Origin of the sequence: Chitinophaga flava (genome assembly GCF_003308995.1) — a bacterium.
In the GTDB taxonomy this organism is placed as follows: domain Bacteria; phylum Bacteroidota; class Bacteroidia; order Chitinophagales; family Chitinophagaceae; genus Chitinophaga; species Chitinophaga flava.
In genome coordinates this window covers 2,247,754-2,261,620 of record NZ_QFFJ01000001.1, presented here as the reverse complement: position 1 = coordinate 2,261,620, position 13,867 = coordinate 2,247,754, and the positions used below count along the sequence as shown (strand labels likewise).

Genomic DNA, 13,867 nt, shown 5'->3' with positions numbered 1-13,867 from the left:
CTGTTTTTTGTTTTATAGATAGAATGTCCAAAAAGCTTGACTATGAACATGCAAACCCAAGTGAATAAGAACCCCCGTATTCTGCTTGCGGAAGATGATAAGGCACTCGGTGAAATCGTCAAAAGAAACCTGGAAAGTATCGGTTACCAGGTTGAGCATTGTGTGGACGGTGAAGATGCCTGGGCAGAATTTCAAAAGAAACGCTACGATTTATTGTTACTGGATATCGTAATGCCGAAAAAAAACGGCTTTCAGCTGGCCAAGGAAGTTCGCAGCAAAAACACGCTGGTACCCATCTTTTTCCTGTCAGCCGAAAAAACCATGGATGCCGACCGGCTCGATGGCTTCCGGCTGGGTGCAGACGGGTATATCGTAAAACCATTCAGCCTGCTGGAGTTGCAAAGAAGGGTCAAGGCATTCCTGAAATGGACCCGCCCCCCCAAATCTGAACTCCTCATCGGGCACGTGGTAGGTGAACATACCTTCAACTACCGCAAAATGAAAGTATATCCCAAAGACAATCAGACAGCATACGTCGCTACTTTCTCCCCCACAGAGGCCAAGCTATTGCGATATTTCCTCAATCGCCCCAATATCATCATCAAAAAAGATGAACTGCTGATGAAACTCTGGGGACGCGACGATGTCACCTCCAGCCGCAGTATGGACGTCTTTATCGGCAAAATCCGCAAACAAATGAAGCTGGAACCCAGACTTAACCTGGAAACCATCTTTAACGTTGGCATGCGCCTCAATGTCCCGAAAGATTTCATACTACAGAAAATTACCATCCCACTGAGCAATACAGCTATCCAATAACCCGGTTACGCAAAAGAACGCAAGGGATTTAAACCCCGTAAGCACCAAAGTTGTGAAAGGTTATATTGACTTATATGCTTATATACTTTTTCCTGTAAGTGATAAGTCTTTTCCACTTTTTACCCCTTTGTGTGCTTATTTTGTTGCGTTGTAAAACCTTGTGTACTGGCCCTTCCCTGTAGCGGGGAAGCAGTTTTGTCAGCGCTCGCTTTTCCTTCCCGGCCGCTGTTTCTTTCAGATTATATTAAATCGTAACTTTATGCCCAATGGAAACAGCGGCAGTTCAAAAATATAATCTCGACGAAGAGCAGGAGAAAAAAGAAATCGTCCGGCATTACCGCGCTTTATTAAGGGCGTTGAAACCCCGTTTGAAAAAAGGCGACAGGGAGCTGGTACGTACTGCTTTTGAAATGGCAGCGGACGCACATAAGGAAATGCGCCGGAAATCAGGCGAACCTTATATCCTGCATCCGTTGGCAGTAGCACAGATATGTGTGGAAGAAATAGGACTGGGCGTACGCTCGGCTATCTGTGCCTTGCTGCACGATACGGTAGAAGATACAGAAGTGACCCTGGAAGATGTGTCCCGCGAATTTGGTAATGAAATAGCCCATATCGTGGACGGTCTTACCAAAATATCCACGGTCATCGACTCCAATACCAGCACAGCACAGGCCGAAAATTTCAAGAAAATACTGCTCACTCTGGCAGATGATCCCCGCGTAATACTCATCAAGCTGGCAGACAGGCTGCATAATATGCGTACCCTCGACAGCATGAGCCGGGAGAAACAACTGAAGATAGCCTCCGAAACGGTGTTTATCTACGCGCCACTGGCCCACCGCCTGGGACTTTACAATATCAAGTCCGAGATGGAAGACCTGGCCATGAAATACACGGAACAACAAACCTACCGTGAAATCGCCAAACGCCTTAAAGAGACCAAACGCGAGCGTACCCGTTATATCAATGAGTTTATCAAACCCATCAAAGAGGTATTACAGGAGGAAGGCTTCACTTTCGAAATCTACGGTCGCCCTAAATCGATCCACTCCATCCACAATAAGATCAAAACAAAAGGCGTAGCCTTTGAAGAAGTATATGATCTCTTTGCCATCCGTATTATCCTGGATTCACCACTGGACAAGGAAAAGGCAGATTGCTGGAAGGTATATTCCATCATCACCGACTTCTATCACCCCAGCCCCGAACGCACCCGCGACTGGCTCAGTAACCCCAAGTCCAATGGTTACGAAGCCCTGCACGTGACCGTAATGGGCCCCAACGGTAAATGGGTGGAAGTACAAATACGCTCCAAACGTATGAACGACTACGCCGAAAAAGGTGTGGCCGCTCACTGGCGCTATAAGGAAGGTGCCCAGAACCCGCAACAGGAGTCTAAATTTGATCAGTGGTTTACCCAGATCAGGGAAATCCTCAGCAACCCGGATTCCAATACACTGGACTTCCTGGCCGATTTTAAAAGCAACCTCTTCACTGAAGAGATCTATGTATACACGCCAAAAGGCGACCTGAAAATATTACCGGTCAACTCCACCGCGCTGGATTTTGCCTATGCCATCCACAGTGCTGTAGGTAACAAGTGTATTGGCGCCAAAGTCAACTACAAGCTGGTACCACTCAGCCATAAGCTACGCAGTGGAGACCAGGTGGAAATCATTACTTCCAACAAACAGAAGCCGTCGGAAGACTGGCTCAACTTTGTACTGACAGCCAAAGCCAAGTCCAAAATCAAGGACGCACTGAAGGAAGAAAAAAGGAAAGTGGCCATGGATGGTAAAGCTGCGCTGGAACGCAAGCTGGACCACATGAAAATCACTGCCAGTCAGCACAATATTAACGAGCTGGTCCAGTTCTATAAACAACCGTCACCACTGGACCTCTACTACCAGATCGCGGTTAAGAACATTGACCTGAAAGAGCTGAAACAGTTTTCCCTCCTGGGCGACAAGCTGGAACAGCCCAAACCGGCCAAACAACCGGAACACCAGCCGGAAGAGCATGTCAAACATCAGCAGCTCCCTTCCAAAAAAGATGCAGAGCTGATCATCTTCGGAGAAAGTTCTGATAAGATAGCCTACAAACTGGCCAACTGCTGCCGTCCTATTCCTGGTGACGACGTGTTCGGCTTTATCACCGCCAGTGAAGGCCTTAAAATTCACCGTACCAACTGCCCCAATGCTGCACAGCTGCTGGCCAACTACGGCCACAGGGTGGTAAAAACCAAATGGGTTAAAAACAGAGAGATCTCCTTCCTGACCGGTTTACGGATCATAGGAATGGATGATGTGGGTGTTATCCACAAAATCACCAATATCATCTCCGGTGAACTGAAGATTAATATCTCTGCCCTCAGTATTGAGTCTAAAGAGGGGCTTTTTGAGGGGCTGATCAAAGTATATGTACATGATAAGGAAGAGCTGGATGAGTTGGTAGAACGGCTTAAAAAGCTGGATGGCATACAATCTGTACAACGACTGGAAGAATCGCAATTATAAAGTTTTCCGTAAAAGGGGGGCTTGCAAATAGCAAGACAGTGAAGCGCGCAAAGGATTTACTTTTGCGCGTTTTGCTGCGCTGTAACTGGTCATGTGCTGAGGTGCTTTGCCGGCTTATATCTTTGCCGGAAACCCCCTTAGTGTCTTTTACAGGAAATTTGAAGTTTGATTTTGTAGTATTTCAGCTTAATTTTGCCACTTCTTTTAAAAGCAACCTCCGATAATTAATTAAATCATTATGGTAGACGTTTTGTTAGGCCTGCAATGGGGCGACGAAGGCAAAGGTAAAATTGTGGACTATTTTGCCGGCAAGTACGACGTAATCGCTCGTTTTCAGGGTGGACCGAATGCTGGTCATACGCTCTATGTAAACGGTCAGAAAGTAGTTTTACGCACTATCCCTTCCGGTGTGTTCCATGATAAGACCATCAACCTCATTGGCAACGGTGTGGTGCTGGATCCTGTCGCTTTCAAAAAAGAGAGTGAAGATATCGCTGCGCTGGGCATTGACCTGACAAAAAACCTTTTTATTGCGGAAAAAACACATATCATTGTTCCTACGCACCGTGCGCTGGATAAGGCTTCCGAGATATCCAAAGGTTCCGAAAAGATCGGTTCTACCCTGAAAGGTATCGGTCCTGCATATATGGATAAAACAGGCAGAAACGGCCTGCGTGTGGGTGATGTAATCTCTCCTGATTTCCTGGCGCTGTATGAAAAACTGAAGCAGAAACACCTGCAGATGCTGTCCCAGTACGAGGTAGAAGGACTGGCTGAAGATATTGCTGCATGGGAAAAAGAGTTTTTCGAAGCCGTACCATTCCTGCAGAAAATGAATATTGTCAGTGGTGAATATTTCCTGAACGAGCAGCTGAAAGCCGGTAAAAAAGTGCTGGCTGAAGGTGCACAGGGAAGCATGCTCGATGTTGATTTTGGTACTTATCCGTTTGTTACTTCTTCCAACACGATCTCTGCCGGCGTATGTACTGGCCTGGGTATTGCCCCTAAATGGATCCGCGAAGTAATTGGTGTTACCAAAGCTTACTGCACCCGTGTAGGTAGTGGACCATTCCCTACAGAACTGCATGATGCTACCGGTGAAAAACTGCGTACAGCCGGTCATGAGTTTGGCGCCGTAACAGGCCGTCCCCGCCGCTGCGGCTGGATTGACCTGGTTGCACTGAACTATACCTGCATGCTGAGTGGCGTTACCCAGCTGGTAATGACCAAAAGTGATGTACTTGATGAATTTGATGAAGTACTCGCCTGCACTGCTTACGATATCGATGGCCAACAAACCAAACAACTGCCTTTCCAGCTCAATGGTTTAGACATTAAGCCAGTATGGGAATCCTTCAAAGGATGGAGTGATAAGACTGCTACATGCAAGCAATTCAACGAGTTACCTGTTGAAATGAAAGCTTTTGTAGAAGCAGTAGACAAGTATCTGGGTGTACCCGTGAAATACGTCTCCAACGGGCCGGGACGCGATCAGATTCTTGAGCGCTAAATCATAAAAATTAAGGAAAAAAAACGGCAAAAAAAATTTGGCTAATCAAAAAAACTGTTAAAACTTTACGGCAAAGAAATTAAGCGAACCTATTATGAAATCAAAATCTGATAAAGAGAAAGAGACGAAAAAAACTACTTCTCCTAAGACTGCAAAAGACGCTCCCAAAGCTGCGGAAAAGCCTAAGAAAGAGGTGGATGACGATGATGATGATGAGGACGGAGAGGATGAGGAAACTACATCTAAGAAGCCCTCAAAAAAATCAGATAAGTCAGCTTCCAAATCCAAACGTAAAAACGACGATGAGGATGAAGATGATGATGACGACGATTATGATGATACGGATGATGCTGATGCCTGGGAGAAAGGCGAAGACGAGGATTATGACCCGGACTTCGAAGAGTTTGACATGCCTAAATCAAAAGGTAAACGTGGCCGTCCTGCTGGTAGCAAAAAGGCGGACGACGATGATGACCTGGGCCTGGACGACGACTTCAAAGATATGGATCTGTTCAATGATCGCTTTGATGATGAGGATGATGATTTTTAAGGATTAAAAGCGATTATTATCAGAATCTTTCACACTTTTCCGGTCGACGATCAGAAAATATTTAAACAACAAATGTTGAATTGGGCAAACCAGTTCAACATTTGTTGTTTATTGGACAATAATAATTATCCCGACCTTCATCATCGTTTTGAAACCTTACTGGCAGCTGATGCCCTGCAATCCCTTGAGGTAAACGCCGGCAACGCCTTCTCTGCACTGGAACAGTTTTATGCCTCCTGTCAGGACTGGCTTTTCGGACACCTGGCCTACGACCTTAAAAACGAAACAGCACCCGGACTCCGGTCTGATAACCCCGACGGCACCGGCTTTCCGGATATGTTCTTTTTTCAGCCAAGGGTAGTAATGCAGCTCCAAAACAATCAGGTTCATATCGGAGGGATTCATTTTTCCGCAGCAGACGCCCTGGCCATATACCAGGACTGTCTTCGTATGCCCGTTGACGTTGTTGCACCGGCAGCACCCCGGCTAACGCCCCTTCAGGCAAGGCTGGACCACACACAGTATATCCACGCGGTGAAAGGACTGCAGGCACATATTCTGCGCGGTGATTGTTATGAGGTGAACTTCTGCCGGGAGAATTTTATGGAAGATGCCTGCGTATATCCGCCTGCGTTATTTACGCAGTTAAATGCACTTTCTCCGGCTCCCTTTGCGGCTTATTACCGCCTGAATGACCGTTATCTCATCAGCTCCAGCCCCGAACGTTACCTGCAAAAAACAGGTAGCACCGTTATCTCACAACCTATCAAAGGCACCAGCAGAAAAGATCCGGACCCTGTCCTCGATCAGCAGCTGCAGGATGCGCTACGCAACAACCCCAAAGAGAGAGCAGAAAACATCATGGTGGTAGACCTGGTACGCAACGATCTGTCGCATACCGCTGTCCGTGGCAGCGTTACCGTGAAAGAACTTTGTGGCATCTACTCATTTGCCCAGGTACATCAGATGATATCTACCGTGGCCGCCGAAATAGCTCCCGGCACACCACTTACAGCCATACTGAAACACACCTTCCCCATGGGCTCCATGACAGGTGCCCCAAAAATAAGGGTGATGCAGCTGATTGAAGAATATGAGCAAAGCCGCCGGGGACTGTATTCCGGAGCGGTAGGATATATTACGCCGGAAGGAGATTTTGACTTCAATGTAGTGATCCGTAGCATGATCTACAATGCCTCCCGCCGCTACCTTTCCTTCCAGACCGGTTCGGCTATTACTTTCTATAGCAATCCGCAACTGGAGTGGGAAGAATGTCTGCTGAAAGCAGCAGCCATGGTAAAACTACTTGAATAGCTGTTCCATGGCTTCTTTTACGGTAGGATAGGAAAACTGAAAACCGGTATCCTGTATCTTGCGGGAAGACACGTTCACACTTTTTAATACTTCAATACTCATTTCTCCCAATGCCAGCTTCAGGGCAAAGGCCGGTACATAACTGGTAACAAAACTGCGCCCCTTGGCTGCATGAGCCATCGTGAGTATCAGCTCTTTATGTGTAACAGGGTAGGGAGCTACTGCATTATAAGTGCCCTCCAGCTGGTCGTTTACAATAGCATTGAAGTAGAGCCTGACCAGGTCCTGTATATGAATCCAGCTGATATACTGGTCGCCCGAACCCAGGATGGTGGCAAAGCCGAACTTCAGCGGTTTGTAGAACTCTTTCAATGCGCCACCTTCCCGGCTCAATGCAATGCCGGTACGGAAGATGACCAGCTTTTTGCCGAGCCCTTCAACCGGCGCAATGCTTCTTTCCCAGGCCAGTGTGGTACTGCCCAGAAAGTCGGTAGCCGGCGGATCTGTCTCTGTAAATGGATGGTCTTTCCATTCCCCGTAATAACCGGTGGCTGAAGCACTGATTACTTTTTTTACTTTGTTGGGGTGGGTCTGTAAGACTTTGACTATAAGTTCACTGCTTTGGGTCCGGCTGTCTGCTATCTCCTGTTTCCGCGAAGCGGTCCACCTTTTTTCACCTACATTGGCGCCTGCCAGGTGTACGATATAGTCAGCCTGTTGCAAGGCATCTACGTCCAGCGTTTGTGCGTTCACGTCCCAACTGGCGTAACTTACTGCCTTATTGGGGCCCTTTTCCGGTTTTCTGGTGAGGATGATCACTTTGTAGCCACGTTCCAGTAGTAAACGGGTCAATGCCGTTCCTACCAGTCCCGTACCACCGGTTATCATAACGGTCTCCATCAGGTATATCTGCGTTTAAAAATATTTTATTAAAAATACACAATAAATCCCGCCTTTTGGTATTTAAGTAAAGTCAGGACTTACATCGCGTAATTTGCCGTATTAATTTCTGATTTTTAGTGTAAGTTTGGAAATGATGCGTTTGTTCGCATTATCCACCATTTTCATCATCAGCATTATTGAAATTTCATTAGAGTATGCACATGCTATACCGGATCCAACTCCTCCTGTTGCTGCTTTTTGCCAGCGGGACAGCAGTAGCACAGAAAATTTCCTATTCCGAGCCCGAAAAAGATGATTACAAAAGCACTGAGTTTGAAATCATAGGTAAAGTGGGTGGTAATATACTCGTGTATAAGACCGACCGGGGAGATTTTTCCGTATCTGTGTATGATGGTGAAATGCAGCTGAAAGAACGTGTAAAACTGGACTTCCTCCCCAGGAAAGTGATCAGCATGGACTTTGTGGCCTACCCCGACAGAGTGCTGATGATCTATCAGTTTCAGCGTAAAGATGCGGTATATAGCTTTTGTGCCACCATGTCGCCGGATGCCAAATTCAATGATGCGCCCATCATGATCGATTCTACCCGCATCGGCATGTATTCCAAGGAAAATAAAGTGTATTCGGTAGAGATATCTGAGGATAAACGCCGGATCATGGTGTATAAGATCAACCAGGACAAGGAAGACAACAATGTGTTTTATACCTTCCTGTACGACAGCGCTATGGCACTGGTGAATAACAGCCGCCTCTCTCTCCCGATGGCCGGCAGAAAACAGTTCCTTAGCAACTTTAGTCTTACCAACGAAGGCGATTTCGTGTTCAATAAACTGGAACGTACTTCCAACCGCGACTACGTGGTGAGTGGCAGTATGGTGATGAAGAGAGCACTGGTAGACAGCTTCGAAGTATCGGCCATGGGATTCAAAGGGCAGCTGCTCGATGAAGTGAAAATGAAACTGGACAACAACAAACATACTGCACTGGTCACCGCTTTCTATTACAAACAGAAAAGGGGTAATGTGGAAGGGATGTACCTGTATAAGTTCGATTATCAGGGTAACAAACCCCTGTACGAAAAATCCGTGGTGTTTTCCAACGACCTGAAAATGGCTGCACGTGGAGAATCCAGTACTTCCAGCGCTTTCAACGACTATTTCATACGCCGTATTATCAATACCGCCAATGGCGGTTTCCTGCTGACGGCTGAAGCTTTTTATACTTCTTCCCGCTACCAGCCCTGGAACCGCTGGAACTATATGTACGGCAGCCCTTATGGCGGTATGTACTATTCCCCTTATTACTACTCTCCGTATTCTCCGATGTATTACAACCCCTGGTACTGGAATAATTCCCAGGGAGTGCGTTATCACTATGATAACGTGGCTGTATTATCTTTCGACGAGGAGGGCAATCTGCAGTGGAACAATTTTGTCCGTAAAAGCCAGTTTGATGATAATGCCGATCTGTATCTGTCTTACCTGATGGTGAATATAGGCAGTGAGCTGCGTTTTCTGTACAATGAGCTTGACAGGCGTAATTATATGCTGACAGATGTAAGCCTGGCCCCCGGAGGAAAGGTTACGCGTATGCCTACTTTACGCAACCTGGACAAGGGTTTCACCTGGATGCCCCGGTACGGTAAACAAATCAGTGCCCGGACGGTGTTGGTTCCGTGTGTATATAGGAACTATATTTGCTTTGCTAAAATTGACTTTTAATCACACCTTTGCACTGTGATACGTTTTTTCCGTTCAGGCAATCCGCTTACGGTATTGCTGTTGCTGATTTACACATTACTGGTTAAGTTCTACTATCTGTTGCATCCTGCTGCCTACATGGCAGACGGTTCAGAGGGTCTTTTGTATGATTTGCTCGTAAAGTGGCTGCATATACTGATGGGCAACAGCCCGTTCTTTTTTACATCGCTGGCCATCCTGCTGATTTTGCTGCAGTCGCTGCTGCTGACTAAAATCATCAACCACCACCGGCTTTTCCCCAAGCCTACTTATCTGCCTGCCATGTGTTTCCTGCTGTTTACATCACTGTTACAGAGCTGGAATACTTTTTCACCGGCACTGCTGGTGAATGTGATCATGTTGTGGGTGTTTTCGAGTATAACGGAGCTGTACACACGTACTTCTGCCAGGGATGTGGTGTTTAATATTGGTTTTGCCCTGGGTGTTTGCGGGTTGTTTTATTTCCCGGCTGTTATTTTCTGTTTGTTGCTGCTGGTCAGCATGCTGATCATGCGTGCCTTCCGGCTGGCCGAATGGATTATTGCCATTTTGGGGCTTATCTGTCCGTTGTATCTGATGGGTACTTACCTGTTTCTGACAAACCAGATGGCGCTGCTGCGCAAGATTCCTAATATAGGGCTCTCCCTGCCAATGATCACTGATTATAAGGTGTGGGGAGCGATGATTGCCTGTTTGCTGTTTTTTGTGCTGGGATGGCTGCTACTGCAGCGTCCGCTGAAGAAAATGCTGATACAGGGACGTAAAATCTGGGCGGTACTGATCATTTATGTGCTGGTAGCGGTGATGGTCCCTTTCTTTAACGTGGAATTTTCTCCTGCTTACTGGGTGCTGGCGGTTTTGCCGGTGGCCATGTTTGCTGGTAATGTATTCTGGTCTATCTCCAATGAAACTTTCGCCAATGTTGTCCATTTTATTGTACTGGCGTATATGATCGTGATGCAGTATTTCAGCTAATACCGCTTTTTAAAACCAATTGACCTTCAGTATTTTGTTAAAACGGGATGAGCGGCAATGGAAAATTGCGTAGGGAAAAGTAATTTTGTCTTTTCCTGGCAGCTTTGATATGTGGTATTTTATTCATGTGAAAGACGGGAAATCTAATTTATAAAGCATTATTTACATATAAACACAAAACATTTTCAGATGAAATTTGGTGTTGTCACCTTTCCGGGTTCTAACTGTGATCATGATATGATTGATTCCCTGCGCAATGATCTGGGGCAGGAAGTAATAGAGCTGTGGCATAAGGATAAAGACCTGAGCGCATTCAGCACAGAAGATTGTATTATATTACCAGGTGGTTTTTCCTATGGTGATTACCTGCGTTGCGGCGCCATCGCCAGGTTCAGTCCCATGATGCAGAGTGTGATTGAATTCGCCCAAAAAGGCGGTCGTGTGATTGGTGTATGTAATGGTTTCCAGGTACTGTGCGAAGCCGGATTGCTTCCAGGTGTACTGTTGAGAAATGAAAACCAGCAGTTTGTATGCAAAAACGTTTTCCTGAAAAGCGAAAACAATGCAGCCTCCCTTACAAAAGACGTTACCGGCAGACCGCTGATGATTCCGATCGCACATGGTGAAGGCCGTTTTTATGCAGATGACGCTACGCTGGACGAACTGGAAAAAAACAACCAGATCCTCTTCCGCTACTGCGACGAGTTTGGCAATATTATTGACACCGCTAACCCTAACGGAGCCATCCGTAATATCGCTGGCATCTGTAATAAAGAAAGAAACGTATTTGGAATGATGCCTCACCCGGAAAGAGCTACCAGCCAGGGGCTCGGTAATCTCGACGGACAGCTCATCTTCCAGAGTCTGATCAATAATAATTAGTATCAATCAACCAACCAATTAAAAAGAAAAGCATGAAAAAATTATTAACAGCACTGGCTTTGTTCGCCCTGCCTATTCTGGCAAGCGCTCAGATCGAAAATCCGGTTAAATGGAGCTTTACCTCCAAAAAGGTAAATGCCACCACCTACGAGGTGCATGCAACAGCTACCATTGAAAACGGCTGGCATTTATACGCTCAGGAAGCAGGAGAAGGTCCTGTGCCTACCTCCTTCAAATTCACTAAAAACCCGCTGGCCGCTACCACCGGTAAAGTGACTGAAGTAGGTAAACTGCACAAATCCTTCGACAAAAACTTCAATTCTGAACTGAAATACTACGAAAACACCGTGAACTTCGTTCAGAAAGTAACCGTAAAAGGTAAAGCAGCTACTAAAGTGAAAGGCTCTGTAGAGTTCATGGTATGTGACGACCATCAGTGTCTGCCTCCTAAAGAAGTGGAATTTGCGGTAAGTGTGGGAGGAAAATAAGTTTGCACACGGTAACCGAAAATATGTCTTATACGATGAACGAGTTCCTCCAAAAGGAACTCGTTGTCGTTTAATCTCCTGTATATTATTTAAAGCCTATTGACTATATGAAGCATTTGCTTTCATTCCTGATACCGGTTTTTGCTTTGTTTGCCTTCAGCGCAAACGCGCAGGAACAAAGCCCTAAGCCAGTAAAATGGGAATTTTCCGCTGAGAAGAAAAACGACCAGGAATATGTACTCCATGCCAAGGCAACGATAGAAAAAGGATGGCTGTTGTTTTCCACCACCATGGGCAACGACGATCCCAACACCCGAATTGTGCCCGACAGTACCGCCAAACTCACCCTGGGAACTGTTACTGAACAAGGTAAGCTCCAGCAGCGTAAAGAACCGCTGTTCGACAACCTGGACATCAAATATTTTGAAAATGAAGTGGAACTGGTAGCCGATATCAAAGGCATGCCCGCTTCCGGCAAAATCAAGGGCAATATCAACTATATGGTCCTGAAAGGAGAAGAAGTCCTGCCGGAAGAAGCAGCTTTTGATGTAGCGGTAGCACCAGCTGCTGCCGGCAATACCACTGCTGCGCCTGCTGCAGGAGGTACCGCAGCCGACAATGGTGTGGCTGAAGATGATGCTTCCAACAAATCCCTGCTGTGGATATTCCTGGCCAGCTTTGGTGGTGGTTTTATCGCGCTGATCACGCCCTGCGTGTTCTCCATGATCCCCATCACTGTAAGTTTCTTTACCAAACGCAGTAAGACAAGGGCTGAAGGCATCAAAAATGCGTTCACCTACTCGCTGTCTATCATCATTATTTATACTTTACTGGGCTTCCTAATCACTAAAGTATTCGGTGCCAGTGCGCTCAACTCCCTCGCCAGTAATGGTATTGCCAACATGATCTTCTTCGTGATCTTCCTGTTGTTTGCCTTTTCTTTCCTGGGAGCTTTCGAGATCTCCCTGCCCAGCTCCTGGGCCAATGTGTCCGACTCCAGGGCAGGAATGAGCAGCATGGCAGGCATCTTCTTTATGGCGCTTACCCTGGCTATCGTATCTTTCTCCTGCACCGGTCCTATTCTGGGTAACCTGCTGGTACTGGCAGCGAAAGGTGGCAATACCGGCCCGCTGGTTGGTATGTTCGGTTTCTCCCTGGCCCTGGCCATTCCGTTCTCTCTGTTTGCGCTGTTCCCCAGCCTGCTGAACAAGATCGGTAAATCCGGCGGCTGGCTGAACGCGGTGAAAGTAACCCTCGGCTTCGTAGAACTGGCGTTGGCACTCAAGTTCCTGTCCAACGTAGACATGGCCTACCACTGGAACCTGCTGGACAGAGAAATATTCCTGGCGCTGTGGATCGCTATCTTCGCGCTGCTTACTCTTTACCTGATCGGTAAACTGAAATTCAGCCACGATAGCGACGTGCCTTTCCTCTCTGTAACCCGCCTCTGTTTTGCGATTGCCACTTTTACGTTTGTGATATATATGGTTCCCGGTATGTGGGGCGCTCCACTGAAAGGTATCAGCGGATTCCTGCCACATGAAGGATCGCAGGACTTCAACCTGAACAAATCACTGGTAGATATACAAGCCTCCCTGGAAAGTGGCGGCGGTGGTGGTGGAAACACCAGCAATGCCAATACCATCAAGCCTAAAAAGCTGGTTGGCCTACTGCATTCTGAAATCCCGGGTGTGGAAAACATATTCTTTGATTACGAAGAAGCACTGGCAGCAGCCAAAGCGGCCAACAAACCACTGATGCTCGACTTTACCGGACATACCTGCGTTAACTGCCGTAAGTTCGAAAAATCCGTGCTGTCCAATCCGAAAGTGATGAAGATCCTGCGCAATGATTTTATTGTAGCTTCCCTCTACACCGACGAAAAGACATCCCTGCCTGAAGCAGAGCAGTATGTTTCCAAATTCGACGGCAGCAAGATCAAAAACGTAGGCCAGAAAAACCTGGACCTGGAAGCCACTCATTTCAAACGCAATTCGCAGCCCTACTATATTCCGGTAGACCTGCAGGGAAATGCGCTGGTGAATAGGGGTTATGGGTACGATCCGAAAGAAGATGCGGACGCATTTATCCAGTACCTGGAAAGTGCGAAAGCAGAATTCGCCCAAAGGCAGAAATAATTTGGCTATTTGACCATTGGGTCATTAAAA

At 46.8% G+C, this 13,867-nt stretch carries 11 protein-coding genes; 10 read left to right on the top strand and 1 reads right to left on the bottom strand.

The genetic code is table 11. The features are described 5' to 3' along the window. Positions 1-42: 42 nt before the first annotated feature. The 5 genes from DF182_RS09045 (at position 43) to DF182_RS09025 (ending at position 6,712) form a co-directional block, all read left to right on the top strand. Positions 43-819, top strand: a complete 777-nt coding sequence (locus DF182_RS09045; RefSeq protein ID WP_113615311.1) for a response regulator transcription factor — start codon at positions 43-45, stop codon at positions 817-819. 266 nt (positions 820-1,085) lie between these two features. After that, entirely contained in the window at positions 1,086-3,338 is a 2,253-nt protein-coding gene (locus tag DF182_RS09040; RefSeq protein ID WP_113615310.1) for a RelA/SpoT family protein, read from the top strand. A gap of 238 nt (positions 3,339-3,576) precedes the next feature. Further along, positions 3,577-4,848 carry an adenylosuccinate synthase gene (locus DF182_RS09035; protein WP_113615309.1) on the top strand — a complete coding sequence of 424 codons (1,272 nt, stop codon included), beginning with the start codon at positions 3,577-3,579 and terminating at the stop codon, positions 4,846-4,848. 94 nt (positions 4,849-4,942) lie between these two features. Further along, a complete protein-coding gene (locus DF182_RS09030; protein WP_113615308.1) occupies positions 4,943-5,398 on the top strand; it encodes a hypothetical protein in 456 nt (151 codons plus the stop codon). A 72-nt stretch (positions 5,399-5,470) separates the two neighbouring features. Next, entirely contained in the window at positions 5,471-6,712 is a 1,242-nt protein-coding gene (locus tag DF182_RS09025) for an anthranilate synthase component I family protein (RefSeq protein ID WP_113615307.1), read from the top strand. On the opposite strand, the gene DF182_RS09020 is transcribed toward DF182_RS09025, so the two are convergent. Beyond that, positions 6,701-7,612, bottom strand: coding sequence for a TIGR01777 family oxidoreductase (locus DF182_RS09020; RefSeq protein ID WP_113615306.1), 912 nt, complete (start codon positions 7,610-7,612; stop codon positions 6,701-6,703). The genes DF182_RS09025 and DF182_RS09020 overlap by 12 nt on opposite strands. Positions 7,613-7,815: 203 nt before the next feature. Here DF182_RS09020 and DF182_RS09015 point away from each other — a divergent pair, with 203 nt between their 5' ends. The 5 genes from DF182_RS09015 to DF182_RS08995 all read left to right on the top strand — a co-directional run bounded on the left by DF182_RS09015 (position 7,816) and on the right by DF182_RS08995 (position 13,837). Further along, on the top strand, positions 7,816-9,336 hold the full coding sequence (locus DF182_RS09015; RefSeq protein WP_113615305.1) for a hypothetical protein: 1,521 nt from the start codon (positions 7,816-7,818) through the stop codon (positions 9,334-9,336). A 15-nt stretch (positions 9,337-9,351) separates the two neighbouring features. Beyond that, positions 9,352-10,329 (top strand): hypothetical protein, encoded by a 978-nt coding sequence (locus tag DF182_RS09010; protein ID WP_113615304.1) that lies wholly within the window; start codon positions 9,352-9,354, stop codon positions 10,327-10,329. A 189-nt stretch (positions 10,330-10,518) separates the two neighbouring features. Then, positions 10,519-11,211, top strand: coding sequence for a phosphoribosylformylglycinamidine synthase subunit PurQ (gene purQ / locus DF182_RS09005; protein ID WP_113615303.1), 693 nt, complete (start codon positions 10,519-10,521; stop codon positions 11,209-11,211). 32 nt (positions 11,212-11,243) lie between these two features. Continuing rightward, positions 11,244-11,699 carry a protein-disulfide reductase DsbD domain-containing protein gene (locus DF182_RS09000; protein WP_113615302.1) on the top strand — a complete coding sequence of 152 codons (456 nt, stop codon included), beginning with the start codon at positions 11,244-11,246 and terminating at the stop codon, positions 11,697-11,699. Positions 11,700-11,806: 107 nt separating this feature from the next. Next, positions 11,807-13,837 carry a protein-disulfide reductase DsbD family protein gene (locus DF182_RS08995; RefSeq protein WP_113615301.1) on the top strand — a complete coding sequence of 677 codons (2,031 nt, stop codon included), beginning with the start codon at positions 11,807-11,809 and terminating at the stop codon, positions 13,835-13,837. Positions 13,838-13,867 lie beyond the last annotated feature (30 nt).